The 26,614-nt window shown below is 54.6% G+C and carries 27 protein-coding genes; 15 read left to right on the top strand and 12 right to left on the bottom strand.

Annotated features, from left to right (window positions below):
- Positions 1 to 271: 271 nt before the first annotated feature.
- The 5 genes from PAG01S_RS20260 to cpxP form a co-directional block, all read right to left on the bottom strand.
- On the bottom strand, positions 272 to 1,261 hold the full coding sequence (locus PAG01S_RS20260) for a sulfate ABC transporter substrate-binding protein (RefSeq protein WP_010258203.1): 990 nt from the start codon (positions 1,259 to 1,261) through the stop codon (positions 272 to 274).
- Between the two features lie 143 nt (positions 1,262 to 1,404).
- On the bottom strand, positions 1,405 to 2,367 hold the full coding sequence (gene pfkA / locus PAG01S_RS20255) for a 6-phosphofructokinase (RefSeq protein ID WP_003851263.1): 963 nt from the start codon (positions 2,365 to 2,367) through the stop codon (positions 1,405 to 1,407).
- A 207-nt stretch (positions 2,368 to 2,574) separates the two neighbouring features.
- Positions 2,575 to 3,477, bottom strand: coding sequence for a CDF family cation-efflux transporter FieF (gene fieF / locus PAG01S_RS20250; RefSeq protein WP_062759637.1), 903 nt, complete (start codon positions 3,475 to 3,477; stop codon positions 2,575 to 2,577).
- A 239-nt stretch (positions 3,478 to 3,716) separates the two neighbouring features.
- A complete protein-coding gene (locus tag PAG01S_RS20245) occupies positions 3,717 to 3,872 on the bottom strand; it encodes a con-10 family general stress protein (RefSeq protein WP_010258211.1) in 156 nt (51 codons plus the stop codon).
- Between the two features lie 456 nt (positions 3,873 to 4,328).
- Positions 4,329 to 4,838 carry a cell-envelope stress modulator CpxP gene (gene cpxP / locus PAG01S_RS20240; protein ID WP_010258214.1) on the bottom strand — a complete coding sequence of 170 codons (510 nt, stop codon included), beginning with the start codon at positions 4,836 to 4,838 and terminating at the stop codon, positions 4,329 to 4,331.
- Between the two features lie 148 nt (positions 4,839 to 4,986).
- Between cpxP and cpxR the strand changes: the two genes are divergently transcribed.
- The 3 genes from cpxR to trmL are packed head-to-tail and all read left to right on the top strand — an operon-like array spanning position 4,987 to position 7,570.
- A complete protein-coding gene (gene cpxR, locus PAG01S_RS20235) occupies positions 4,987 to 5,685 on the top strand; it encodes an envelope stress response regulator transcription factor CpxR (RefSeq protein WP_009088062.1) in 699 nt (232 codons plus the stop codon).
- The gene (gene cpxA / locus PAG01S_RS20230; protein WP_010258221.1) at positions 5,682 to 7,061 is read left to right on the top strand and encodes an envelope stress sensor histidine kinase CpxA; all 1,380 of its coding nucleotides are present in this window, start codon (positions 5,682 to 5,684) and stop codon (positions 7,059 to 7,061) included. Before cpxR ends, cpxA begins: the two co-directional genes overlap by 4 nt.
- Positions 7,062 to 7,096: 35 nt before the next feature.
- On the top strand, positions 7,097 to 7,570 hold the full coding sequence (gene trmL, locus PAG01S_RS20225) for a tRNA (uridine(34)/cytosine(34)/5-carboxymethylaminomethyluridine(34)-2'-O)-methyltransferase TrmL (protein WP_010258223.1): 474 nt from the start codon (positions 7,097 to 7,099) through the stop codon (positions 7,568 to 7,570).
- Here the strand turns inward: trmL and cysE are convergent.
- The 5 genes from cysE to PAG01S_RS20200 form a co-directional block, all read right to left on the bottom strand.
- The gene (cysE, locus tag PAG01S_RS20220; protein ID WP_010258225.1) at positions 7,567 to 8,388 is read right to left on the bottom strand and encodes a serine O-acetyltransferase; all 822 of its coding nucleotides are present in this window, start codon (positions 8,386 to 8,388) and stop codon (positions 7,567 to 7,569) included. The genes trmL and cysE overlap by 4 nt on opposite strands.
- Before the next feature lie 68 nt (positions 8,389 to 8,456).
- Complete coding sequence (gene gpsA / locus PAG01S_RS20215) at positions 8,457 to 9,473, bottom strand: NAD(P)H-dependent glycerol-3-phosphate dehydrogenase (RefSeq protein ID WP_170933492.1); 1,017 nt, start codon at positions 9,471 to 9,473, stop codon at positions 8,457 to 8,459.
- Entirely contained in the window at positions 9,473 to 9,943 is a 471-nt protein-coding gene (secB, locus tag PAG01S_RS20210; protein WP_010258229.1) for a protein-export chaperone SecB, read from the bottom strand. The genes gpsA and secB overlap by 1 nt, the downstream gene beginning before the upstream one ends.
- 38 nt (positions 9,944 to 9,981) lie before the next feature.
- Complete coding sequence (gene grxC, locus PAG01S_RS20205; protein WP_010258231.1) at positions 9,982 to 10,236, bottom strand: glutaredoxin 3; 255 nt, start codon at positions 10,234 to 10,236, stop codon at positions 9,982 to 9,984.
- A 19-nt stretch (positions 10,237 to 10,255) separates the two neighbouring features.
- Complete coding sequence (locus PAG01S_RS20200) at positions 10,256 to 10,687, bottom strand: rhodanese-like domain-containing protein (RefSeq protein WP_010258234.1); 432 nt, start codon at positions 10,685 to 10,687, stop codon at positions 10,256 to 10,258.
- 252 nt (positions 10,688 to 10,939) lie between these two features.
- Between PAG01S_RS20200 and envC the strand changes: the two genes are divergently transcribed.
- The 4 genes from envC to PAG01S_RS20180 all read left to right on the top strand — a co-directional run bounded on the left by envC (position 10,940) and on the right by PAG01S_RS20180 (position 15,385).
- Entirely contained in the window at positions 10,940 to 12,241 is a 1,302-nt protein-coding gene (envC, locus tag PAG01S_RS20195; protein ID WP_029519509.1) for a murein hydrolase activator EnvC, read from the top strand.
- A gap of 3 nt (positions 12,242 to 12,244) precedes the next feature.
- Positions 12,245 to 13,147: a divergent polysaccharide deacetylase family protein gene (locus tag PAG01S_RS20190; protein ID WP_052271778.1), complete on the top strand. Its 903-nt coding sequence runs from the start codon at positions 12,245 to 12,247 to the stop codon at positions 13,145 to 13,147.
- Between the two features lie 104 nt (positions 13,148 to 13,251).
- Positions 13,252 to 14,481: a glycosyltransferase gene (locus PAG01S_RS20185; RefSeq protein WP_062759636.1), complete on the top strand. Its 1,230-nt coding sequence runs from the start codon at positions 13,252 to 13,254 to the stop codon at positions 14,479 to 14,481.
- Positions 14,474 to 15,385 (top strand): hypothetical protein, encoded by a 912-nt coding sequence (locus PAG01S_RS20180; RefSeq protein ID WP_062759635.1) that lies wholly within the window; start codon positions 14,474 to 14,476, stop codon positions 15,383 to 15,385. Before PAG01S_RS20185 ends, PAG01S_RS20180 begins: the two co-directional genes overlap by 8 nt.
- Before the next feature lie 28 nt (positions 15,386 to 15,413).
- On the opposite strand, the gene tdh is transcribed toward PAG01S_RS20180, so the two are convergent.
- Together tdh and PAG01S_RS20170 are read right to left on the bottom strand one after the other, a co-directional pair.
- Positions 15,414 to 16,442 carry an L-threonine 3-dehydrogenase gene (tdh, locus tag PAG01S_RS20175; protein ID WP_010258251.1) on the bottom strand — a complete coding sequence of 343 codons (1,029 nt, stop codon included), beginning with the start codon at positions 16,440 to 16,442 and terminating at the stop codon, positions 15,414 to 15,416.
- A 10-nt stretch (positions 16,443 to 16,452) separates the two neighbouring features.
- Positions 16,453 to 17,649 carry a glycine C-acetyltransferase gene (locus tag PAG01S_RS20170; protein ID WP_062759638.1) on the bottom strand — a complete coding sequence of 399 codons (1,197 nt, stop codon included), beginning with the start codon at positions 17,647 to 17,649 and terminating at the stop codon, positions 16,453 to 16,455.
- Between the two features lie 230 nt (positions 17,650 to 17,879).
- On the opposite strand from PAG01S_RS20170, the gene rfaD reads away from it, so the two are divergent.
- The 8 genes from rfaD to PAG01S_RS20130 all read left to right on the top strand — a co-directional run bounded on the left by rfaD (position 17,880) and on the right by PAG01S_RS20130 (position 26,527).
- Positions 17,880 to 18,812, top strand: coding sequence for an ADP-glyceromanno-heptose 6-epimerase (rfaD, locus tag PAG01S_RS20165; RefSeq protein WP_010258257.1), 933 nt, complete (start codon positions 17,880 to 17,882; stop codon positions 18,810 to 18,812).
- Between the two features lie 17 nt (positions 18,813 to 18,829).
- Positions 18,830 to 19,885, top strand: coding sequence for an ADP-heptose--LPS heptosyltransferase RfaF (gene rfaF / locus PAG01S_RS20160; RefSeq protein WP_010258260.1), 1,056 nt, complete (start codon positions 18,830 to 18,832; stop codon positions 19,883 to 19,885).
- On the top strand, positions 19,873 to 20,850 hold the full coding sequence (gene rfaC / locus PAG01S_RS20155; protein ID WP_010672086.1) for a lipopolysaccharide heptosyltransferase RfaC: 978 nt from the start codon (positions 19,873 to 19,875) through the stop codon (positions 20,848 to 20,850). The genes rfaF and rfaC overlap by 13 nt, the downstream gene beginning before the upstream one ends.
- Positions 20,847 to 21,923 (top strand): glycosyltransferase family 9 protein, encoded by a 1,077-nt coding sequence (locus tag PAG01S_RS20150; protein WP_062759634.1) that lies wholly within the window; start codon positions 20,847 to 20,849, stop codon positions 21,921 to 21,923. The genes rfaC and PAG01S_RS20150 overlap by 4 nt, the downstream gene beginning before the upstream one ends.
- Before the next feature lie 9 nt (positions 21,924 to 21,932).
- Positions 21,933 to 22,937, top strand: a complete 1,005-nt coding sequence (locus tag PAG01S_RS20145; RefSeq protein ID WP_061704405.1) for a glycosyltransferase family 8 protein — start codon at positions 21,933 to 21,935, stop codon at positions 22,935 to 22,937.
- Positions 22,938 to 23,264: 327 nt separating this feature from the next.
- Positions 23,265 to 24,251, top strand: coding sequence for a glycosyltransferase (locus tag PAG01S_RS20140; RefSeq protein WP_191914759.1), 987 nt, complete (start codon positions 23,265 to 23,267; stop codon positions 24,249 to 24,251).
- A 73-nt stretch (positions 24,252 to 24,324) separates the two neighbouring features.
- The gene (rfaQ, locus tag PAG01S_RS20135) at positions 24,325 to 25,401 is read left to right on the top strand and encodes a putative lipopolysaccharide heptosyltransferase III (RefSeq protein WP_010672090.1); all 1,077 of its coding nucleotides are present in this window, start codon (positions 24,325 to 24,327) and stop codon (positions 25,399 to 25,401) included.
- A complete protein-coding gene (locus PAG01S_RS20130; protein WP_062759632.1) occupies positions 25,394 to 26,527 on the top strand; it encodes a glycosyltransferase family 4 protein in 1,134 nt (377 codons plus the stop codon). Before rfaQ ends, PAG01S_RS20130 begins: the two co-directional genes overlap by 8 nt.
- Positions 26,528 to 26,614 lie beyond the last annotated feature (87 nt).

Below are 26,614 nucleotides of genomic sequence, written 5' to 3'. Positions count from 1 at the left end.
ACAACGCATCACTGTTCTTTTTGAAATGCAGTGCGGCAGCCAGCATCCCCGCAATGACCAGTACCAGCAGAACCGCAACCAGGCGGGTTGCACGACGATGTGTCGGCATAACAACGCTTCCTGAATGGCTTAGCAGCCTGCATCCTCGCCTGGCGAGAAAAAAATGTCACGGGGAATTCTGGCAGGTAACCCAGCGGCTGGGCGGAGAAGGAGAAAAGGCGTGGTTGTGGGAGATAAGCGGTCAGCACAGGGATGCGCTGACCGCAGCGCATTACGGTTTCATGACCTGGTCATAGCTGCCGCCATCGGCGAAGTGGGCTTTCTGAGCCTGTGTCCAGCCACCAAACTTGTCCTGAATGGTAAACAGCTTCACTGGCGCAAAGGTGCTGGCGAATTTCTTCGCGACTTCAGCATCACGCGGACGGTAGTAGTTCTGTGCAGCGATAGTCTGGCCTTCTGGCGAGTAGAGGTATTTCAGATAAGCGTCGGCGACTTTACGCGTCCCCTTTTCATCTACCACTTTATCGACCACCGACACGGTCGGTTCCGCCAGAATCGATTCGCTCGGAGTGACAATCTCGAACTTGTCTTTGCCCAGCTTGTTAACCGCCAGATAGGCTTCGTTTTCCCAGGCGATCAGCACATCACCAATCCCGCGCTCAACGAAGGTGTTGGTTGCGCCGCGTGCGCCGGAATCCTGCACTTCAACGTTTTTAAACAGCGCTCTGACGTAAGCCAGCGCTTTAGCCTGATCGCCGTTGTTATGATCCAGCGCCCAGCCCCAGGCCGCCAGATAGTTCCAGCGTGCGCCGCCGGACGTTTTCGGGTTAGGGGTGATAACAGATACGCCTGGCTTCGTCAGGTCGCTCCAGTCATGGATGCCTTTAGGGTTATCTTTACGAACCAGGAAGACAATGGTCGAGGTGTAGGGCGCAGAGTTGTCCGGCAGACGCTGAATCCAGTTTTTATCAATACGACCGCGTTCTGCAATGGCATCAACATCTGATTGCAACGCCAGTGTGACCACATCCGCCCGAATGCCGTTAATCACGGAGGTCGCCTGCTTACCGGAACCGCCATGCGACTGACGGACCACGACATTATCGCCGGTTTCCTGTTTGTAGTGTGCACTGAACGCTTTATTGTACTGTTCGTACAGCTCACGGGTTGGATCGTAGGAAACGTTTAACAGCTGAATGTCTTTCGCCAGAACGCTGGTTGAGGCCAGCAACAGGGTAACGCCGATACTCCACTTGTTCATTACGCACTCTCCCAATGTCGTTATGGGCTAAGCGTGACATAAACCAATACAGAGCTAAAAGAATTAAAAATAAGCTGTTATAACCATGGGGAATATAGAGGCGGGATGCCGGGGCGCACCAGGTCGCACACCCCGTAGAGGAATTAATAGAGTTTTTTCGCGGTGTCGAGCCAGTCGCGTTTGAACGGACGCTTCATATTTTCAATGGCGTCGACGATGTCGTGATGCACCATCTTCTCGTTCTGAATACCGACGCAACGGCCGCCGTAGCCCTGCATCAGCAGTTCAATAGAGTAGGCCCCCATGCGTGAGGCCAGAATACGGTCATACGCACAAGGTGCACCGCCACGCTGAATGTGGCCCAGAACGGTAGAACGGGTTTCACGCTTGGTTTCTGTTTCGATGAAACGCGCCAGATCGTCGATATCGCAGATGTGCTCAGTAATCGCCACGATAGCGTGCTTTTTACCTTTGGCGATGCCCGCTTTGATTTCCGCTACCAGCTCTTCACGAGTATACGGGAACTCAGGCAGTACGATGAACTCACAGCCACCCGCAATGGCGGCCGCCAGTGTCAGATCGCCACAGTAGCGACCCATCACTTCCACAATCGAAATACGCTGATGCGATGAAGAGGTATCACGCAGGCGGTCAATCGCTTCAACCACGGTTTCCAGTGCAGTGAAATAACCGATAGTGTAATCCGTTCCGGCAACGTCGTTATCGATGGTGCCTGGCAGACCAATGCACGGGAAGCCCATTTCAGTCAGGCGCTTAGCCCCCATGTAGGAACCGTCACCACCAATAACAACCAGCGCATCAATGCCGCGCTTTTTCATGTTCTCAATGGCAACCTGACGCACATCTTCATTACGGAATTCAGGGAAGCGTGCTGAGCCCAGGAAAGTGCCGCCGCGGTTAATCATGTCGGAAACGCTGTAGCGATCAAGATTGATCATGCGATCTTCGTACAATCCCAGGTAACCGTCATAGATCCCAAAAACTTCCAGTCCTTCACTCAGCGCGGAACGCACCACGCCACGAATAGCTGCGTTCATGCCTGGGGCGTCACCGCCGCTGGTTAATACACCAATTTTTTTGATCATGACAACCTCTGGATTGTTCAAAACTAAGGGTTAATCCTGCCTGTCGATCGCTGCTGAAGCTCATTTTACGACTCGCGCGACACGTGATGGCAGATAGTATATCAAAGGCTTGCTGCTGAATTGATTCAGGTCAGACAACTTTTCACTATTTTTTGCAGCAATGTTAGCGTTACGTCATCCCTGCCGTATCGATTTGATTCATTTAAGTTAAAAACCTAAAGAATCCTCTTTCTCGAACGGTACCACAGAACAGGGATCCTGATGGATAATTACGTCTGACCCGGGAAATTCTTTGCGTAACGCCTTCTCAACCTGATCGGCTACCCGATGCGCCTGCACCAGTGGCAGCTGATCTTCCAGTTCCAGATGCAGCTGAATAAATTTGGTCGGCCCGGACTGACGGGTTCGCAGATCGTGAACGCCCTGCACCTGCGGCCAGTTTGTCGCAAGCGTCAGGATTTGCTGCCGTTCCTCTTCCGGTAACGCGCGATCCAGCAATGACTGAACCGCCTCGTAGCCCATACGCAGTGCGCTGTAGAGAATAAAAATACCAATGCCCAGCGCAAACAGGGCATCCGCCCGGGCAAAGCCATAGCTGCTCAGCACCAGCGCAATCAAAATAGCGCCATTCATGATGACGTCGGACTGATAGTGCAGCATGTCAGCCCGGATCGCCTGGCTGCGGGTTTTACGAACCACCCAGCGCTGAAAGGCCACCAGCACCAGCGTTGAGCTCAGCGCCACCACGGTCACTACAATACCGACGCCGGGCGCCCGCAACTCATTGGGCGTCGCCAGATGCTGCAGGCCGGTCAGAAACAGAAACAGCGCCGAGCCGGAAATAAACATACTTTGCGCCAGCGCTGCCAGCGACTCCGCTTTGCCGTGCCCGAAAGTATGATCTTCGTCAGCGGGCTGCAGTGCATAACGCACCACCAGCAGATTGGTCAGCGAGGCGGCGATATCCACCAGTGAATCCACCAGAGAGGCCAGTAAACTCACCGAACCGGTGTACCACCAGGCAAAAATTTTCACGAGCAACAGCACAGACGCAAGAATGGTCGCGCCGAGCGCAGCACGCTTTACCAGTCGGCCATAAGAGGGTTGCATGCCAGGTTCCCTGTGCGGCATCAGTGATGATGCGCACCAAAATGAATGAATGGCTCAAGTTTAACATCGGGAGGCGGGCACTGCTTAGCGGGTCGATCAACGGATCAGGCTTTTTTGGGAAGGCGCGACAGGAACAAAAAAACAAGCCCCGGCCTCTGTGGGAGGACGGGGCAAAGTGTCATACACATCAGTACCAGGCCACATTCAGGCCCTGGTCCGGGCTGAGAAAGGGCCGACGACTACTTTTTGCCGCCTTTTTTCCCGGCTTCTGATGCTTTTTCACGATCGTTTTTGAAATTTCCGCCGCCGCTACTCTGGCCGCCTTTCTTACCGGCTTCAGACGCTTTTTGCGGATTATCTGCGAAATTACCTGAACCACCACGATGCTCTGCCATAACTTACTCCGTTAATAGATTCATTCAGGACTACATAATGTGGTTGCTGCTCCCTGAGACTTCGCAAAGACACTTAACTTCCCTGCAGTGACAGGATTAAGTGTAGAGGGTGCGCCTGAACCGGCAAGCGTAACGCGGGGGATTTATCTCATTGAAAAATATAATTAAAGCTTTCTATTCCTGCCTGTAATTCATTCACTTTCAGTGAGTTATAATATTTAACAGGCGGTAAAACCCTTACCGGCACGCTTAAATTTAAGTCATGACCTGAATAGTAAGGAATCGGTGAGGCTTACCCATAAAAGCTCAACAAGCGCTAATCAAACAGGGGTTTTATTGCGGGGTGATGATTCCAGTCAAAATAAAAAAAGTGAAAAAAAGATAAAAAAAAACCCCCACCATCATGGCGGGGGAAGACAGGGATGTGTCTATGGCAAGGAAAACAGGGATACTATGTTACTGGTTACTGCTGGTACTACTCACTGCCTGCAGCGATGACGCTGACTGCAAATTCGAAAACTGTCGCAGCTCATTAAGTCGCCGCTGGTAATTCTGCTGTAACGCCGACTGCTGGGCTGGCGTTAGCAGCTGGAACATTTGATTCTGTACGCGCGCCATCTCGACCTGCTGTTCAACCTGAACTCTGGCGATCACTTCCGCCTTCTCGCGGATGGCCGCTTCGTTAAACTGGTCTGCAGTCACTAACTCATGTAGTGCTGCGATATCGTCAATATGGACGACCGGGCGCTCATGTCGGGCCTGTTGCATCAGGTCACGCATCTGCTGACGTTGCTCTTCAGTCAGCTCAATGCCATCGAACATGTGGCTTTGCGGATTTTGCGTCATACTGCCTGTCGGCAATCCGCCATGATGCATCTCGTCAATCGTCGTCGCATCTTTAGCACCTGCGCTGGCGACACTCAGAGCCATCGCTGAGGCAAGGACGACGGCGGTTAATTTGCGCATCGTGTACTCCAGTTCGTTCCGTTTTGCGATTCAACGAGAGCCAGTGTACGGCGACAGCTGCAAACATCCGTCAGGGGGTGTAAAACTACGTAAAGCGATGGATAGGTGCGCCAGGAACACGGTATTTTGCCTGCGGAGGGCTACAAAAATGAATAAAATCCTGTTGGTAGATGACGATCGCGAATTAACTTCGCTTTTAAAAGAACTGTTAGAAATGGAAGGGTTTGAAGTGGTGGTAGCCAGCGATGGTGAACAAGCGCTGAACCTGCTCGATAACTCAATTGATCTGCTTTTACTGGATGTCATGATGCCGAAGAAAAACGGTATCGACACCCTGAAAGAACTGCGTCAGCAACATCAAACCCCCGTCATCATGCTAACGGCGCGCGGCAGCGAGCTGGATCGCGTACTGGGCCTCGAACTGGGCGCAGATGACTATCTGCCTAAGCCGTTTAACGATCGTGAACTGGTGGCGCGTATCCGCGCTATTCTGCGGCGCTCAAACTGGAGTGAACAGCAGCAGCAACACGATAATAGCTCGCCCACGCTGGAAGTGGACTGCCTGCGTCTCAATCCCGGCCGTCAGGAGGCCAGTTTTGATGATGTGACGCTGGATTTGACCGGCACGGAGTTCACCCTGCTCTATCTGCTGGCGCAGCATCTGGGCCAGGTGGTGTCGCGTGAGCACCTGAGTCAGGAAGTGCTGGGCAAACGCCTGACGCCTTTTGACCGCGCTATTGATATGCATATCTCCAATCTGCGTCGCAAGCTGCCTGAACGCCGTGACGGTCATCCCTGGTTCAAAACTTTACGTGGCCGCGGCTATCTGATGGTTTCGGCATCATGATTGGAAGTCTGACCACCCGTATCTTCGCCATCTTCTGGTTGACGCTGGCGCTGGTGTTGATGCTGGTGCTAATGGTGCCCAAGCTCGATTCACGACAGATGACCTCGCTGCTGGAAAGTGAACAGCGGCAGGGAATCATGATTGAGCAACACGTCGAAGCAGAGCTGTCACAGGATCCCCCTAACGATCTGATGTGGTGGCGTCGTCTGTTTCGGGCAGTGGAAAAGTGGGCACCGCCGGGTCAGCGGCTGCTGTTAGTCACCAGTGAAGGTCGGGTGATCGGCGCGCAACATAACGAAATGCAGGTTATCCGCAATTTTATCGGCCAGTCAGACAATGCCGATCATCCGCAGAAGAAGAAATATGGTCGTGTTGAGCTGGTAGGGCCTTTCGCCGTTCGGGATGGCGAAGATAACTACCAGCTTTACATGATTCGTCCCGCCAACAGTTCCCAGCTCGATTTCGTGAATCTGCTATTTGACCGTCCCCTGTTACTGCTTATCGTCACTATGCTCATCAGCTCACCGCTGCTGCTCTGGCTGGCCTGGAGCCTGGCTCGTCCGGCACGTAAGCTGAAATATGCTGCCGACGAAGTCGCAAGCGGAAACCTGCGTCAGCATCCGGAACTGGAATCGGGCCCACAGGAGTTTCTGGCGGCGGGTTCCAGCTTTAACCAGATGGTCAGTGCGCTGGAGCGGATGATGACCGGTCAGCAACGTCTGTTATCGGATATCAGCCATGAGCTTCGTACCCCGCTTACCCGTCTGCAACTGGCTACCGCGCTGCTGCGTCGGCGCCAGGGGGAAGGCAAAGAGCTGGGCCGCATTGAGATGGAAGCACAGCGTCTTGATGGCATGATTAACGATCTGCTGGTGCTGTCGCGCACCCAGCATAAAAATGCGCTGGTCAGCGAAGCGATGAAGGCGAATCAGTTGTGGAATGGGGTGCTGGAAGATGCCCGCTTCGAAGCGGAGCAGATGGGCAAGAAGATGGATATTCCCTATCCGCCTGGCCCGTGGCCGCTTTATGGTAACCCCCATGCGCTGGAGAGTGCGCTGGAAAATATCGTACGCAATGCGCTGCGCTATTCACACACCCATATCAGCGTCAGCTTCTCCGTCGATATTTCCGGCATCACGGTACATGTTGATGACGATGGGCCTGGCGTGAGTCCGGAAGATCGTGAACAGATTTTCCGGCCTTTCTACCGTACCGATGAAGCACGCGATCGCGAATCCGGCGGCACCGGTCTTGGCCTGGCAATTGTTGAAACGGCAGTGCAGCAACATCGCGGCTGGGTTAAAGCGGATGACAGCCCATTGGGCGGCCTGCGTCTGACCCTCTGGTTGCCGCTCTACTCCTCCGCTCGCCAATAATTTGTTATGCTTCGGCCCCTGTCATCGGGGGCCTTATGCTTAACATTGTCTTGTTTGAACCAGAAATTCCGCCGAATACCGGCAATATCATCCGCCTGTGTGCCAATACTGGCTTTCAGCTTCATCTGATTCAGCCGCTTGGTTTTGCCTGGGATGACAAGCGTTTACGCCGCGCCGGGCTGGATTACCACGAATTTACTGCCATTAAATTCCACGCCGACTATCAGGCGTTTATCGCCTCAGAGTCGCCTGAGCGTCTGTTTGCGCTGACGACCAAAGGTACGCCCGCACACAGTGCCGTAGCGTATCAGGCTGGCGATTATCTGCTGTTTGGCCCGGAGAGCCGTGGACTTCCGGCTGAGATCTTAGCGGCGTTACCGGCTCAGCAGAAAATCCGTATCCCGATGAAAGCGGAAAGCCGCAGTATGAATTTGTCGAACGCCGTCTCGGTGGTGGTCTATGAAGCGTGGCGCCAGCTTGATTATGCGGGCGCGCTGATTAAAGACTAGATGCCGTCGCCAAACTGAAAACCCGCCAGGCTGCCATTAAAGTGCTGATCCATATCCATCGACGGCTTTTCACTGCCTGGCTTACCAACGATTCGCGCGGGTACGCCTGCTGCAGTGGTGTGCGGCGGCACGGGCTGTAACACCACGGAGCCGGCACCGATTTTGGCTCCCTTGCCAACTTCAATATTGCCCAAAACTTTCGCACCGGCACCAATCATCACCCCTTCACGGATTTTCGGGTGACGATCGCCGCTGGTTTTGCCGGTTCCGCCCAGCGTAACCGATTGCAGGATCGAGACATCATTCTCAACCACGGCGGTTTCACCAATCACAATGCCTGTGGCATGGTCGAGCATGATGCCGTGGCCGATGTTGGCGGCGGGATGAATATCGACGGCAAAGGAGACGGAGATTTCATTCTGCAGATAAACCGCCAGCGCGCGCCGGCCTTCATTCCACAGCCAGTGGCCAATGCGGTAGGCCTGTAAGGCGTGAAAACCTTTGAGGTAGAGCAGCGGCGTGGAGTATTTATCGACTGCCGGGTCACGCTGGCGCACCGCCTGAATATCGTACGCCGCTGACATAATCATCGACGGATCTTCACGGTAGGCTTCTTCAACGATTTCACGAATGGCGATGGCGGGCATAATCGGGTTAGCCAGCTTGTTGGCCAGCATATAACTCAGTGCACTACCGAGATTTTCATGCTTGAGCAATGTCGCGTGGAAGAAGCTGGCCAGCATCGGCTCACAATCAGCCAGGGCGCGCGCTTCTGCTTTGATATTATTCCAGACCAGTTCTAACTCATCAGACGACATTGCTGTTTTCTCCCGATAAAAAAAGCGCCTGAATGGGCGCTGCAGGTGATGATGCTACGCGTCCTGCGTTAGCCAGTGCTGTTTTCGTCCTTCCTTGTTCGTCCCAGCAGACTCAATGCTGCATCTCTCGCCGGCTTTTCGCAATACAGCACCTGATAAATCTGCTCGGTGATCGGCATTTCCACACCAAAACGGGCAGCCAATGCTTTGACTTCTTTGGTGTTTCTGTAGCCTTCTACAACTTGTCCGATAATGCGTTGCGCGCTATCTACATCCTCGCCCTGGCCCAGCATCATGCCAAAACGACGGTTACGCGACTGATTATCGGTACAGGTCAGCACCAGATCGCCCAGACCCGCCATCCCCATAAAGGTGGTGGGATCGGCACCCAGCGCGGCGCCCAGCCGGCTCATTTCAGCCAGGCCACGGGTGATCAGTGCGGTACGCGCATTCGCGCCAAAACCAATCCCGTCAGAGATCCCGGCACCGATAGCAATCACGTTTTTTACCGCACCGCCCAGCTGTACGCCGATGAAGTCAGGGTTGTTATAAACGCGGAAGCTCTTACCGCAGTGCAGCTTCTGCTGCAGATCCTCAGCAAACTGCGCATCCGTTGCGGCCAGCGCGATAGCCGTCGGTAATCCGGCTGCCAGCTCTTTCGCAAAGGTCGGTCCGGAGATTACAGCCAGCGGAATGTCATCGCCGACAATTTCCCGCGCCACATCCTGCAGCAGACGTCCGGTCTCTTTTTCCAGCCCTTTGGTCGCCCAGACAATACGCGAGTCTGACCGCAGATGAGGCTTGATCTGCTGCAGCACCTCGCCAAAGACATGACTCGGCACCACAACTAATAAATCGCGGCTGGCAGCAATAGCTTTAGTCAGATCAGGTTCAAGAGAAAGATGGTCGGGGAACGGGACATCAGGCAGGAAAGCGGTGTTGCAACGGTCACTCTGAAGCTGCGCCAGATGCGCCGGGTTATGTCCCCACAACAGCACCGGATGGCCGTTGCGGGCCAGCGTAATCGCCAAAGCGGTGCCGTATGAACCGGCACCGATGACGCTAATCGAAGCGTGAGTTGTCATCAGGCATCCTGATGTGGTTCAGCACCTTCTTCACCTTGCTGCTGCTGCAGGTAGTTCATGAACAGCGCATCAAAGTTAACCGGTGCCAGGTTCAGCTGCGGGAAGGTACCACGTGATACCAGGCTGGTAATGCATTCGCGTGCGTACGGGAACAGGATGTTCGGGCAGTATGCGCCCAGGCAATGTGCCATCTGCGTTCCTTCGATACCGCTGATGGTGAAAATACCGGCCTGCTGAACTTCACACAGGAAAGCGGTTTCTTCGCCCACGGTGGCGGTTACAGTCACACGAAGTACCACTTCGTAAACTTCGTCAGCCAGCTGAGAAGATGCAGTGTCCAGATCCAGTTTAACGTCCGGTTCCCACTCTTTCTGGAAAACCTGTGGTGCATTTGGCGCTTCAAAAGAGATGTCTTTGGTGAATACGCGCTGAATCTGGAATTGCATTTCGTTGGTGTTATGTTCTGACATGTGACCAAATCCTATGTATGAGATTGTCCGGCGTAAAATTACGCCTGCAGTAAGGGATCTAAACCTTCGCGATTATCGAGTGCGAATAAGTCGTCGCAGCCACCAATGTGCTGCGCATCAATAAAAATCTGAGGCACGGTGGTGCGGCCGCTACGCTTGATCATCTCTTCGCGTTTCGCCATGTCTCCATCAATGGGGATCTCCTGAAACGATACGCCTTTTTGCGTTAACAGCGCCTTCGCCCGATGGCAGTAAGGACAGGTCGCCTTGGTATAAACTTCAACATTTGCCATGATCAGCACCTCTGTAAGATTATTTGCCGCGAACTAACGGCAGATTTTCGCCGCTCCAGCCACTGATACCATCTTTCAGCACTGAAACCCGCTCAAAGCCGGCCGCGCTGAGATGCGCAGCAGAATCACCCGCGCTTTGTCCGGTTGCACACACCACAATTATGGGCTGCGCTTTATGCTTTGCCAGTTCGTCGATGTTGCCTTTTTTAATCTCAGCGGCTGCGACATTCAGCGCGCCTGAAATATGGCCTCTGCGGAAATCGTCGCGCGAACGCACGTCTACAACTACCGCGTCCTCTTTGTTAATCAGGCGGGTTGCTTCACCGCGGCTGATCGTTTTTACCTTAGAGAACATTCCTTTAACGGTAGTCACAATCACCAGAACGAGTAAAACGACCCATGCCAGACTCAGGATGGGGTGATTGCTTGCAAACTGCATAATTTCTTGCATGAGGGGTAACGACTCCAGACCGGGCTAATAAGCTAAAACAAGGGTTCTGAGTATACCTGCGCCACTTCGCATGTACAGATGCTATGCGGCCAGAGTATCGATTTGTGCTTCATTTTCCAAAAAAAGTGGCTGAATAGCAAAAATGGCGTAAGGCTTAATCCATGTCATTGTGAAAGTGGACATAACTGGAAAAGCAAATGCCAGTGGGGAGCACTGGTAAGCGGCGGTTCATCGTGGAATAATCATTGGCCTATGAAGGGAAAAACAACCGTTTCGCACACAAGGACCCGTCCCAACGGCGATAACCTGCCGTTGTTCACACACTTGTCCAGCCTCTCCCTTAGCCTGCTTTGTGCGGGGGCACTGTTATTGCCTGCCGCCGCCGTTAGTGCAGAAGACAGCAAATCTCAGCTGCAATCTATTCAGCAAAACATCGCTGAAAAAGAGAAAAGCGTTAAAGCGCAAAAGTTGCAGCGCAGCAAATTACTGGATCAGTTGCAGAGCCAGGAAAAAATCATCGCTCAGGCGAGCCGTCAGTTGCGTGACACCCGCAATAGCCTCAACGCCCTGAATGACGAAATCAAACAGCTTGCCACCTCCATCGCCCGCCTTGAAAAACAGCAAACCCAACAGGAAAACCTGCTTTCAGAGCAGCTTGATGCGGCGTTTCGTCAGGGTAAGCACAACGGTGTACAGCTGTTGATGGGCGGTGAAGAGAGCCAGCGCAGCGAGCGTATTCTGGCCTATTTCGGCTATCTGAATGCGGCGCGCCAGAAAAGTATCGAATCGCTGCAACAGACGCGTCAGGACTTAGCTCAGCAACGCGCCACGCTGGAGCAGAAGCAACAGCAGCAGAAAGGATTATTAGCGCAGCAGCAGGGCCAGCAGCAGAAGCTGCAACAGGCGAGCGAAGCGCGGAAAAAAACCCTGACGACACTGGAAAGCGCGCTGGAAAAAGATCAGGCCGATCTGGTCGAGATGCGTCAGAACGAAAGCCGTCTGCAGGATAAGATTGCCCGTGCGGAACGCGAGGCGCGCGAGCGCGCCGCCCGTGAAGCGCGTGAGGCGGAAAAAGTGCGTCAGCGTCAGGCGCAGGCGAAAGCCAAAGGCTCCAGCTATCAGCCGACCCAGAGCGAACGCGAACTGGTGGCGCGCACCGGTGGACTCGGTCGCGCCGGCGGGCAGGCCTTGTGGCCGGTACGCGGACGCATTGAACATCGCTTTGGTGAACAGCTGCAGGGTGAACTGCGCTGGAAAGGACTGGTGATTGATGCGCGCGAAGGTACTGAGGTGAAAGCTATTGCCGATGGCCGCGTGCTGATGGCCGACTGGTTACAGGGCTACGGCCTGGTGGTCGTGCTGGAACATGGTAAAGGCGATATGAGCCTGTATGGCTACAACCAAAGTGCGCTGGTGAGCGTGGGTACGCAGGTGAAGGCAGGACAGCCTATCGCACTGGTGGGCACCAGTGGTGGCCGCGGTACTCCGTCGCTCTATTTTGAAATCCGACGTCAGGGACAGGCCGTCAATCCACTCCCGTGGTTAGGAAAATAGGTTTTGCTGCAACTTCGAAAAATCCCCGTTCTGTTGAGCGCCCTGCTGTTCAGCTACGCTGCGCAGGCGGGCAAACTGGCCATTGTCATCGATGACGTAGGCTATCGCCCTGCCGAAGAGAACAAGGTCCTGCAGATGCCGCAGGCCATTTCAGTGGCGGTTTTGCCCAACGCGCCACATGCCCGTGAAATGGCCACCAAAGCGCACCAGAGTGGTCACGAAGTGTTGATCCATCTGCCCATGGCACCGCTGAGCAAACAGCCGCTGGAAAAAGATACCTTAACGCCGGAGATGAGCAGCGAAGAAGTTACCCGCATCATGCGCAATGCGGTTAACAACGTGCCTTATGCCGTAGGTCTGAACAACCATATGGGCAGCAGGATGACCTCCAGCCTGCCCGGCATGCAGAAAGTGATGCAGGCGCTGAACCACTACAATCTCTACTTTCTGGATAGCATGACCATCGCTAACAGTCAGGCTGTTCCTGCCGCGCAGGGCACCCAGGTCAGGGTATTAAAACGTCGGGTATTTCTGGATGACAGCCAGGATATTAATGCCATCCGCCAGCAGTTCAGTCGGGCGGTGAAACTGGCGCAGCGCGACGGTTACGCCATTGCCATTGGTCATCCCCACCCTAACACAGTGCGGGTGCTGCAGCAGATGTTACCCACATTGCCAGCCGACGTTACGCTGGTTCGCCCCAGCCAGCTGCTGAACGAATCACTCCACAGCGGCTCACGGCCGCCTGTGGCGCCGGCAAAACCGGTGACACCGCGCTTCCAGCCTGCAGACCTGTGTAAACCGAAACAGCCGCTGGCGCCGGTTCCTGCCACCCGAGCCTTAACGGTAATAGCTGAAAGTGTGAATAACAGCCCGCTGTTTAACACGCTAAAAAATCTGTTCTGAATTTGCTATGAATGCTAAGTGTTCAGCTTAGCGTTCATTTATACGCAGAAATTACTATAATCCTGGGTCGGGCGATAACGTGCTGTGCGGGAACAGTGATAGGGATGACGATTATTAAACAAAAAATCCTGCTGCTGGATAACGGCAGAGAGTGGGGCGGCGGCACCAACAGTATGCTGGAGCTGTTGAAGCGTATCGATCGTCAAAAGTTTGATATCACCTGCTGCTTCTATCACAACTACAGCCGTGGCAACGACGAAACCATTGAGGCCACGCTGAATGCGCTGGCTATCCCGGTCTTTTTTATTCCGCAAATCAGGCAACCACGCTGGGCAAAGTTTGTTAAAGAAGTCGCGCGGGCACTGCTGTTTTTTAATAAAAAGCTCAAGAAGCGCGCCATCGATCAGATTGATACACACTGGCGCATTATGCCCAATGCCAGCAAAATCAACTCACTGCTGCAGCTGGGGAAGTTTGACACGCTCTATATGAATAACCAGCCCAGCACCAATGTGGAAGGTTATCTGGCGGCGCGCAGCCTGGATGTTGCGGTAGTGCAACACTGCCGTATCGATCCGGTACTGGAGCCGCGGCTGGTCAGCATGGTCAATCAGGATTGCCAGGCGATCATTGCCGTGTCACAGGGCGTGAATAACACCCTGCGCAGCCATGGTGTTGATGCGGAACGCTGTTTTACCGTCAATAACGCTATCGACACCCACCAGCCTCTGCCCGACCGCCTTGAAGTACGCCAGCGCTTTAAACTCTCCCCTTCGACCTTTGTGTTTGGCACGATCGGCTCGCTGATATTGCGTAAATCTAATCACCATATTCTGCAGGCGCTGGGCCGTTTTAAACGCGCTAATCCCGATGCCGACTGGAAGATGGTGGTGGTCGGAGCGGGTCCGGAACTTCAGCATCTGCTGCAACTCGCTACCGCAGAGAACATCCAGCAGCACGTGGTCTTTACCGGCTTTCAGAACAACGCGCTGGATTACCTCACCGCCTTTGATGCGTTTATTCTTGCCTCACGCAGTGAGGGATTACCAAGGGTTGTGCTGGAGGCGATGCTGGTGAATACCGCCGTAGTGGGATCCCGCGTGGTCGGCACTGCCGAATTGATCAGTCATGACGAAACCGGGCTGCTGTTTGATTATGGCAACGTGGTGCAACTGACCCAGCATCTGACCGCGCTGTGGCAGGATGCGGATTTACGTCAACGCCTGATCAATGCGGCAGCGAAACGCGTACGTGAACAGTACGCTATTGAAACTTATATCAGCGGCGTCGAGAATATTTTGCAAAGCGTCGTGAAAAAGAAACCTCATGCTTAATTTTTTAAATCCCCGTTATCGCCATATCAGGGCGAGTCATAACCTGCCTTATTCGCAGAAAGAGGTTCAGGGCACTGTACCGGTCACTTCTGTCGTGATCCCCTGCACCGGCGCGGACTATATCGAAGAAGCCCTGCTCAGTGCCGATTTTGCAGCGCGCTTTGCGACAGAGGCTGAAGAGATCGTAATTGTCAGCGATCAGCCGGCTCACGCCTTTGGCAGCCTGCCAGTAAAAACCCGCGTGGCGACGCTGGATGTCCCGCATCGGGAAGAGAGTTATCGCTACAAGCAGATCTATCGCAGTCGTTTGATTAAATTGCAGGCGCCCTTACAGGCTAAAGGCGACGGCATTCTGATGATCGATTCCGACCTCAATCTGCTTAAGATGCCGGAGATTATGATGAAGCCCGGCCATCTCTATTCCAGTTTTCGTCAGGGGAAAATGATTGCCAAGCTGGCTAATGCGCCGGAAGAGGCGATTCCCGCCTACTACGCGCACAGTATCCGGCCCTGGCTGGTGGATCACGTGAATGGGGCTTACCTGGCTGCCACCCGTGAAGTCTGGCAGCGCATTTCGCCGCTGTGGCTGACGCTGTTTAATGATACCTGGAATTTAATGAACGACAGCCAGCCGCCTACCGACCAGCTGCCGCTGGCGGTGTTGCTGGACATGCTGGATATTAAAACCGTCAATCTGGGCGAATGGGCCAACTGGCCGGTCTCAAAGAAAATTGGCGGTCAGTCGGCGGTGATCCCGCCTGAAGTGGTAGGCGCACATGGCGGCTTTCCGCTGTCGGAATGGCAAAAATACCTCGCCGATCCGCAACAGCCGCTGAACTTCAAAGGCCAGGACTACACGCGCAAAGTGCGCTACCTGACCGATGAAGAGAAAAAACAAAGCTAATCATGCGGCCGCCCTGGCGGCCGTTGTTTTAATCCCAGCTCAGTATCACCTTTCCCGAGCGTCCAGAGCGCATCTCATCAAAGCCCTGCTGGAAATCGTCGATTCCATAGCGATGGGTAATAACCGGCGTTAAATCAAGCCCGGACTGGATCAGCGCCGCCATTTTATACCAGGTTTCAAACATCTCCCGGCCATAAATGCCCTTGATAAAAAGCCCTTTGAAGATCACCTGATTCCAGTCGATCGCCATTTCACCCGGCGGGATGCCCAGCAGTGCAATCCGCCCTCCGTGGTTCATTACCTCCAGCAATGAACGGAAGGCAGGCGGTGCACCAGACATCTCCAGTCCGACATCGAATCCCTCCGTCATGCCCAGCGAGTGCATCACGTCTCGCAGATCCTCATTCGCCACATTGACCGCGCGCGTGACGCCCATTTTGCGCGCCAGTGACAGACGATACTCATTGATGTCCGTGATCACCACGTTACGTGCGCCGACATGGCGACAGACCGCGGCGGCCATGATGCCGATAGGACCCGCGCCGGATATCAGCACATCCTCACCCACCAGATCGAACGATAGCGCGGTATGCACGGCGTTGCCGAACGGATCAAAGATTGCCGCCAGCTCATCGGAAATGTTGTCGGGAATTTTGAACGCATTGAAGGCCGGGATAACCAGATACTCCGCAAAGCAGCCCTGGCGGTTAACGCCTACACCCATTGTGTTACGGCATAAATGCGTTCGCCCGGCACGGCAATTGCGGCAATGTCCGCAGGTAATGTGCCCTTCGCCCGAGACCCGATCGCCAATCGTAAAGCCTTTCACTTCCTGTCCTATCGCAACCACTTCCCCCACATATTCATGACCGACAATCATCGGTACCGGAATGGTTTTGCGCGACCAGTCATCCCAGTTGTAGATATGGACATCGGTACCGCAGATAGCGGTTTTGCGAATCTTAATCAGCAAATCGTTGTGGCCCGGCTCCGGAACCGGCGCATCGGTCACCATCCAGATGCCCGTTTCCTTCTTGAGTTTGGCGAGTGCTTTCATGACGGACTCCTCAGGCGATAACGCCCAGTTGTTTGCCGATACGGGTAAAGGCCGCCACCGCACGTTCCAGCTGTTGCTGGGTATGCGCCGCAGAGATTTGGGTGCGAATGCGTGCCTGACCTTTTGGCACCACCGGATAGAAGAAGCCGGTAACGTAGATGCCTTCCTGTTGCAGCAGGCGGGCGAACTCCTGGGCGACGCTGGCTTCACCCAGCATCACCGGGATAATGGCGTGATCGGCTCCCGCCAGCGTAAAGCCCGCCGCCGTCATCTGCTCCCGGAAGTAACGGGCGTTGTCCCACAGACGCTGACGCAGCCCGTCGCCTTCACTGAGCAGATCCAGCACCCGCAGCGAGGCGGCAACAATGGCCGGGGCCAGCGAGTTAGAGAACAGATAGGGACGGGAACGCTGGCGCAGCCACTCCACCACTTCTGCTTTTGCGGCGGTGTAGCCACCGGAGGCGCCACCCAGCGCTTTACCCAGCGTGCCGGTAATGATGTCGACCCGGCCCATGACGTCGCAATATTCCTGGGTTCCGCGTCCGGCGTTCCCGACAAAGCCCACCGCATGGGAATCATCCACCATCACCAGCGCAGAGAACTCGTCGGCCAGATCGCAGATAGCGGGCAGATTCGCAATCACCCCATCCATTGAGAAGACCCCATCGGTGGCGATCAGAATATGACGCGCGCCTTTATCGCGCGCTTCCTGCAAGCAGGCGCGCAGCTGCGCCATATCGTTATTGGCATAGCGGTAACGCTGCGCTTTGCACAGCCGGACGCCATCGATAATGGAAGCGTGGTTCAGTGCATCAGAGATGACGGCATCCTGCGCATCGAGCAGGGTTTCAAACAGACCGCCATTGGCATCGAAACAGGAGGAGTAAAGAATGGCATCCTCCATGCCGAGAAAGTCTGCCAGCCGCTTTTCCAGCTGCTTATGACTATCCTGCGTGCCGCAAATAAAGCGCACCGACGCCATACCAAAACCATGCGAATCCATCCCCTCTTTCGCCGCCTGAATCAGCGCCGGATGGTTCGCTAAACCTAAGTAGTTATTGGCACAGAAGTTAATCACCGCCGGGTTATCGCCAACCGCGATCTCCGTCTGCTGGGCAGAGGTGATGATCCGCTCCTGTTTAAACAGTCCTTCCTGACGTGCATCATCAAGTTGCTGACGAAGTTGTTGATAAAATTGCGCAGGCATCATTGCTCTCCTCAGATGGCAAAAATCTGGCATATCTTACTGAACAGGCCGCTTCTTCACGATAAATCGCCCAACAGAATGTCATTTTTGCAGCATAGTTCACGCCACAAGGATGTACGCACAAAGCGTTACAGAGTCATCTGGCTGTCTGCACCCTGATGAAATGTTATGATGTGAGGTATTCGTGTGTGAAACCTCCTGTTTCACCCCACAACGTTGAAGGTAACAACATGATTATCGTAACTGGCGGCGCAGGAATGATTGGCAGCAACATCGTCAAAGCGCTGAACGATCGCGGTCACACCGACATTCTGGTGGTGGATAATCTGAAGGATGGCACCAAGTTTGCCAATTTAGTCGACCTGGATATCGTCGATTACATGGACAAAGAAGAGTTCCTGATGAGCGTGATGGCGGGCGATGATTTAGGCCCGATCGAAGCGGTGTTCCATCAGGGCGCCTGCTCCTCCACCACCGAGTGGGATGGCAAGTACATGATGGAGAACAACTATCAGTACTCCAAAGAGCTGCTGCACTTCTGTCTTGAGCGCGAGATCCCGTTCCTCTACGCCTCTTCCGCAGCGACCTACGGCGGACGCAACGAGAATTTCATTGAAGAGCGTCAGTATGAGCAGCCGCTTAATGTGTATGGCTACTCCAAGATGCTGTTCGACCATTACGTCCGTCAGATGCTGCCGGAAGCGAACTCGCCGGTATGCGGCTTCCGCTATTTCAACGTCTATGGACCGCGTGAAGGCCACAAGGGCAGCATGGCAAGCGTGGCCTTCCATCTGAACACGCAGATCAGCAACGATGAAAATCCAAAACTGTTTGAAGGCAGCGACGGCTTTAAACGTGATTTCATCCACGTTGATGATGTTGCGGAAGTGAACCTGTGGTGCTGGGAAAATGGTGTCTCCGGGATTTACAACTGTGGCACAGGCCGCGCCGAGTCCTTCCAGGAAGTGGCTGACGCAGTACTGAAGTTCCACCAGAAAGGTCAGATCGAGTACATCCCGTTCCCGGAAAAACTCAAAGGACGGTACCAGGCCTATACTCAGGCCGATCTCACTAAGCTGCGTGCCGCCGGCTACGACAAGCCATTTAAAACGGTGGCGCAGGGCGTCGCTGACTATATGGTCTGGCTGAACCGTAACGCATAAAGGAAGCTGCTCCGGCGATGAAAATTCTGGTAATCGGCCCGTCGTGGGTCGGCGATATGATGATGTCGCAAAGTCTCTATCGCACCCTCAAGGCCGAACATCCCGATGCGGTGATTGACGTGATGGCACCTGCATGGTGCCGTCCGTTGTTGTCACGCATGCCGGAGGTGAATCAGGCGCTGGCGATGCCGCTTGGGCATGGCGCACTGGAAATCGGTGAGCGTCGCCGGTTGGGCAAAGTGCTGCGCGCCAGTCACTACGACCGTGCTTATGTGTTGCCTAACTCCTTCAAGTCGGCGCTGGTCCCCTTCTTTGCCGGAATAAAACGCCGCGTCGGCTGGCGCGGTGAAATGCGCTATGGCCTGCTGAATGATTTGCGGGTGCTGGATAAAGCCGCGTTTCCGCTGATGGTTGAGCGCTACGTTGCGCTGGGCTACGACACACCTGTTGCGTCGGCGGCGCAGCTGCCACAGCCGCTGTTGTGGCCAAAACTGCAGGTTGAAGAGCAGGAAAAAATTGAAACGGCCGCACAGTTTCAGCTCGCCGCGACCCGTCCGGTCATCGGTTTTTGTCCGGGTGCTGAATTTGGTCCGGCCAAACGCTGGCCGCACTATCACTACGCCACGCTGGCCCGCCAGTTGATTGCTGAAGGCTTTCAGATCGTGCTGTTTGGCTCCGCCAAAGATCGCCCGACCGGCGAAGAGATTATCGCTGCACTGCCCGAAGAGGCTCGCGGCCACTGCCGTAATCTGGCAGGTGAAACTCAGCTGGAACAGGCGGTGATTCTGCTGGCGCAATGCCGTGCCGTGGTCAGCAACGACTCCGGCCTGATGCATATCGCCGCGGCGCTGGATCGTCCACTGGTGGCGCTCTATGGACCAAGCAGCCCTGACTTTACGCCGCCGCTGGCAAAGCAGGCGCGAATTATTCGCCTGATTACCGGCTATCACAAAGTGCGCAAAGGCGATGCCGAACAGGGCTATCACCAGAGCCTGATCGATATTCAGCCTGAACGTGTACATCAGACGCTGAGCGAACTGCTCGCGCCACAGGAGGTGCCATGCACGTCCTGATTGTTAAAACCTCATCAATGGGCGATGTGCTGCATTCGCTCCCGGCACTGACCGATGCAATGCATGCCATTCCCGGCATCCGTTTCGACTGGGTAGTGGAAGAGAATTTCGCACAGATCCCTGGCTGGCATCCCGCAGTAGATAAGGTGTTACCGGTTGCGATTCGCCGCTGGCGCAAACACTGGTTTGGCAGTCAGCAGCGTGAAGAGCGCGTGCTGTTTAAGCGCGCGTTACAGTCACGTGAGTACGATATCGTGATTGATGCACAGGGCCTGATCAAAAGTGCCGCGCTGGTCACCCGCTTATCGAAAGGGGTGAAACATGGGCAGGACAGCCGTAGCGCACGTGAGCCGTTCGCCAGCTGGTGGTATGACATCCGCCATGAGGTTAGTAAGCGACAGCACGCGGTTGAGCGGACGCGCGAACTGTTCGCCAAAAGCCTGGGCTATGAAAAGCCGCAAAGTCAGGGTGACTACGCCATTGCCGGACACTTCCTGCATCATCTGCCCGCTGACGCACATCATTACCTGGTCTTTCTGCATGCCACAACGCGTGACAACAAGCATTGGCCGGAATCACACTGGCGAGAGCTGATTGAGCTGATGCAGCCCAGCGGGTTGCGGGTGAAATTGCCCTGGGGTGCTGAACATGAGCATCAGCGTGCGCAGCGCCTTGCAGAAGGATTTGAGCATGTCGATGTGCTGCCTAAGCTGACGCTGGAAGCGATAGCACAACAGCTGGCGGGCGCACGCGCGGTGGTCTCAGTGGATACCGGATTGAGCCATCTGACGGCGGCACTGGATCGCCCCAACCTCACGCTTTATGGTCCGACCGATCCTGGACTGATTGGCGGTTACGGGCAGAACCAACAGGCATTGAGCGCCCCGAATCATAATCTGGCGGAGCTGACTGCTGACACGGTGGCAGAGAAACTGCGGGCCGTTATTACGGAAAACATGCCATGAACTATGTGCTGATCTACCTGCTGTTGCTGCCTTTCCGGGCCATAATGCGGCTGTTTTACCGGCCAACCGGACGCAGCCTGATCATCCAGACGGCGAAGATTGGTGATTTTATTAATATCACCCCGATGCTGCGTGCGCTGGGTCAGTCTGAGTTGCTTATCAGCAAAGCGGTGGAGCCGCTGGTGCGTCACGATGACACGGTCAGCCGCTATTTCCTGATTGAAGAGGCGAAGCGCAGCTTTTTTGCCAAACTGAAGCTCGCGTTCACTCTGATGAACCGCTATGACAACGTCTATCTGGTGCAGCCAAACAGCGTGAACCTGTTTTTCGCCGCGCTCTGCAACGCACCGAACAAGCAGTTTCTGCGCACCTATGTGCGTAAGTCCTACCATAAGACCTTCTATCGCAGCGCCAGCGGTATTGTCGACCACACCAAAACGGATTTAACGCTCGACAGCTACCTGAAGCTGATTAATCGTGACTACCGCTACACCGATTTCCCTAAGCATGCGACCTCACCGCTCTGGCAGCCGCCTGCGCCGCCCGCCGCGCTGGTTAATCCGCGCAGCGGTATTAAAATTGGCATCAGTATTTCTGCCGGTAACCGGGCTAAAACCATTCCGGCCAGCATCTGGCAGCAGCTGATGGCGTCGCTGGCTGACCTGCCCTGCACCTTTTATGTGTTTGGCCCACCGGCTGAGCAGCCGTGGCTGGATGAGTTACTGAGCCTGACCGGCCCGAAAGACAATATCGTCAGTCTGATTGGTGAGCTAAAACTGGAAGAGGTTCCGTGGGCCATTGCACAGATGGATTTCTACATCTCCTCTGACTCTGGCAATGCCTATATTGCGGATGCGCAGCAGATACCGGTGATCATGCTTTACGGGCCGTGTGAAGTCAGGGAACAGCGTCCGGTCAATAACGTTTTGTTTATCGGACCGGATAATATTGCTGCGTCGACGTTCGTTTTTGCCACCCGTTTTCAGTTTGATCAGCCTGCTGAAAAATTATTCGGGCTGGATCACGATAAACTGACTAGAATACAAACGTTTATTACTCATAATCTGGAATAGTGAAGCGTAATGGCAATTACCCCTCTTGCTGAGGCCGTTCAGCAAAGTCAGCTGCTGGTTAACACGCTTGCTGACACGGATGATAATCCGGTTCATGTTGCGTTTGGCATCAACTACGCCTACGCGCGTGGCCTGGGCATTACGTTGTTTTCACTTCTCAGCCATCATCCTGATACCGCTTTCCACGCCCATGTTTTTTCAGACTCGCTTTGCGAAGAGGATGTGGAAAAACTGCGTTCACTGGCCACGGGCCATCGTCTGGCGATCACGCTGCATATCTTTAACCGTGCCTGGGTTGATCAGTTGCCTGCGGTCGGACGCTATCCCAAAAGTATCCACTACCGTTTCCTGATCCCGGAAACCGTGGCGAGCTACAGCGATCGTGTGATCTATATTGATGCTGACACCCTGGTGGTGGGCGACTACTCTCCCCTGTTCACACTGGATATCACTGATTACACGCTGGCGGCCTGTAATGACACACCGCGAGCGCGACATAACCAGTGCGCAAGGCTGGGGCTGAAGCATCACCACTATTTCAACTCCGGTTTTATGCTGATTAATATTCCACGCTGGCTCGAAAGGCAGACCACCGCGCGCATTACCGACGTGCTGGTAACGCGGGGCGCAGAGTTTGGTTTTCCCGATCAGGATGCGCTGAATATCGTGCTGGAGGATGAGGTCCTGATCCTGCCAGACCGCTATAACCACATTTACGACATCATCGCCAATAAAGTCTGGGATCACACGAGCGTGCCAGAAGAGACGGTAATGATTCACTACACCGGTAAATGCAAACCCTGGCATGCATGGGCTGGCAGCGATCTTTCCCAGCGCTACTACAGCTATTACCAGCGCTCCCCCTGGGCTTCACAACAGCTTGATACGCCAAAGCATTATAAAGAGATGAAGCGATTCGCCCGCGTAAAGTGGCATCAGAAACAGTATGCTGAAAGCCTGAGCTGGATGATGAAGTATGTCAGTCTCAAGTTTTTTAAGCAGAGTGAGCAATAGCACACTCAGGTTTATCAGATTGATACGGGCGCTGTTATTTCAGCGCCTGACTTTCCCGCCATTTATCCCGCCAGCTGTTTGCCACGACCTCTGTAATAACGGCGCTGACAGCAAGCCAGCATAATAATCTGTTTACCTGCACGGCCACATTGCGTAAAAAAAGCGCATGTAGCGCATTATTATTGTCGGGCGTGGTTTTTAGTAAAGCAGGGATGCAACATCGTTTTATAATTGTGAACTCCCTGATTTCACTCTGCTGATTTGGAAATGATTTATGACAAGGCAACGCCTTTTCGCAGTGAATACAATGCTGGTGCAGATATTGTCATGAGTACTTCTCCTCTGCTGAGTATCATTACCCCGATGTACAATGCGGGCAGCATGTTTGATGAGTTCATGCAGTCACTGCTGGCGCAGACGCTGACTCTGCTTGAGATCATTATCGTCGATGACGGTTCAACCGATGGCTCAGGCGAGCGCGCCGATCAGTATGCACAGCAGCATTCTCACATTCGTGTGATACATCAGGAAAATGGCGGCGTCTCGCGCGCCCGCAACGCCGGACTGGCGATTGCCCGCGGGAAATATGTCACCTTCCCTGATGCGGATGACACCATGCAACCCGATATGTATCAGACGCTGGTGACGCTGGCGGAAGCAGATAATCTGGATGCGGCACAGTGCAACGCCGAGTGGTTTTTCAAACACAGCCAGCGGGTAAAGCCGCTAATTCCGCTGGATCGCCTGCGCAGCACGCCGGTGCTGAGCGGTGCCGACTGGCTGAATACCGCGCTGAAAACCCATCGTTATATGCATGTGGTCTGGCTGGGCATCTATCGCCGGGAACTGATTGAGCAGCATCAGTTGCAGTTTGAACCCGGCCTGCATCATCAGGATATTCCCTGGACCACCGAGTTTATGCTGCTGGCAAAACGCGTGCGTTATACCGAAGCGGTACTCTATCGCTACTATATGCACGACGCCTCAATCAGCAATCGCAAACGTACCGGCGAGCGCAACGTAGAGTATCAGCGTCACTACATGAAGATTGCGCGACTGCTGGAAGAGCTCAATGACCGCTATCGTGACCGCGTGAAGATCTACCCGTCGTTTCACTATCAGGTGACCCATGAAGCGCTCAGCGTTTGCCACAGTGTAAGACGTGAGCCTGACGCCCGCGCACGCCAGGCAATCATTGCCGAGCTGTTCGCCACCCGGACACACCTGCGCATGTTACGCAACGCCCGGGGAATTAAGCAGTGGTATCAGTTGCTGTTGTGGCTGGCCCGGCTCTATCGCTGGCGTGATAAATAACCTTTGAGGCTGGCTTTATCCTAAAAAGGGTTTGCCCTACAATCGGTTCACTGAATTCTGAGAACTCTTGTTTATGGCCAGCCTGACTCCAGCAAACATCTCTCCAAAAAATATATTACTGATTAAGCTGCGCCATCATGGTGACATGCTGCTCACAACGCCCGCCATCAATGCGCTTCATGAGCGTTATCCGCAGGCCAGCATCGACGTGTTGCTCTATCAGGAGACGCGTCCGATGCTGGAAGCGCATCCGGCTATCCGCCATTTGCACGTCATCGATCGTAAATGGAAGCAGGAGGGCACCTGGCGCAAGCTGGGCCATGAGCGTGCATTAATTCGCGCCATACGTGACGCACATTATGATCTGGTGATTAATCTGGCCGATCAGTGGCGGGCTGCCCTGATTACGCGGCTCTCTGCGGCACCCGTTCGCATCGGTTTTGCCTATAAAAAACGTGATAACGTCCTGTGGCGATGGTGTCACAACCAGCTGGTCTCCACACACAATCACAGCAAGCTGCATACCGTTGAGCAGAATATGTCGGCGCTGGCACCCCTCGGCATCAGCAGCGACGGCGCACGTGTCTCAATGCACTACAGCGACGCTGACCAGCAAATTGTGCTGACCCGACTGGCAGAGCATCAGGTAACCGCGCCCTATATTGTGGTGCAGCCGACCTCACGCTGGGGCTTTAAATGCTGGGAAGAGGAGAGCGTTGCTGCCACGCTCGATCAGCTGGCGCAGCCGGGCCGCAAAGTGGTGCTGACCGCCGGGCCGGACAAACAGGAGCTGGCGATGATCAACCGCATTCGGGCACTGTGTGCGTCGCCGGATGTGGTTTCGCTGGCCGGTCAGTTTACTCTGCCACAGCTGGCGGCGCTTATCGATCATGCCCGACTGTTTATTGGTGTCGACTCTGCACCAATGCACATGGCCGCCGCACTTGAAACGCCCTGTATTGCGCTGTTTGGTCCGACCAAGCTGCAGCACTGGCGGCCATGGGGCGACAATAATCATGTCATCTGGGCGGGGGATTATGGCCCGCTGCCCTCACCCGATTCCATCGACACCAAAACAGACCAGCGTTATCTGTCGGCCATTCCGGTGAAGGATGTGGTCGCGGCAGCGAGGAGCTATCTGAATGAGTAAGTTACGGCTGGCGATTGTCCGGCAGAAATATCGTCCGGATGGCGGTGCCGAGCGTTTTATCTCGCGCGCGCTGGAAGCGCTGGGCAGCGAGCAGCTCGATCTCAACATCATTACCCGCAGCTGGCAGGGCACACCCAATCCTGACTGGCATCTGCATATCTGTAATCCTGCAAAGCTGGGCCGGGTATCCCGTGAGCGCGGTTTTGCCCGTGCAGCACGCGCCTGCTGGGAGCGCGAAAAGTTCGATATTGTGCAAAGCCACGAGCGCATCGCGGGCTGTGATATTTTTCGCGCGGGTGATGGTGTTCATCGCGTCTGGCTGGAACAGCGCGCCCGCATCGTCTCATCGTGGCAACGACTGAGTGCTGTGCTCAGCCCTTATCATCGCTATGTCCTGCAGGCGGAAGCGGAGATGTTTAACTCTCCGACGCTGAAAGCGGTGATCTGTAATTCTGAGATGGTAAAGCGCGATATCCTGCGCTGTTTCTCGCTCGACGCCGGAAAAATCCACGTTATTCATAATGCTATCGATGCCAGCCGTTTCCAGCCCGCCACGGAAGCTGCACGTCGCGCCACCCGTCAGCAGCTGGCGCTGCCCGATGCGGCCACCGTACTGATTTATGTCGGCTCCGGCTTTGAACGCAAGGGGTTGAAAGCGGCGATACAGGCGCTGGCTGCCAGCGACCGTTATCTGATTGTGGTGGGTCAGGATAAGCAACTGCAGCGGTATCAGCAGCTGGCAAATCAGCTTAACTGTCTGGACCGCCTGCGCTTTGTCGGCGTACAGCAGGATGTGCAGCCGTTCTATCACGCGGCTGATGGCCTGCTGCTGCCCACCCTCTACGATCCTTTTCCTAATGTGGTACTGGAGGCGATGGCCTGCGGCTTACCGGTGATTACCAGTACTGGCTGCGGTGGCGCAGAATTTATTACCGCTGGTCAGGAAGGCTTCGTCTGTGATGCTTTGGATATCAACGGGTTAAATCAGGCTGTTAATGCATTACCGGCGCTTTCCGTCGATTCACGAATGGGTAACGCGGCGCGGCGCAAAATTGAACCTTATGGTCCACAACGGCTGGCGCAGGCGCTGACTTCGCTTTATCAGCAGGTCCTGAGCAGCAACTGACAATGTGGGATGAGTGCATGCGGGGTTTCTGATAACATGCCGCCATCTGATTTTAATCTGCTTTTAGACGCGAATTTGCTGTAACGG

Source organism: Pantoea agglomerans NBRC 102470, assembly GCF_001598475.1.
GTDB lineage: Bacteria > Pseudomonadota > Gammaproteobacteria > Enterobacterales > Enterobacteriaceae > Pantoea > Pantoea agglomerans.
Note: the sequence above shows the minus strand (reverse complement) of the source record. Positions and strands in the feature narration are given on the sequence as shown.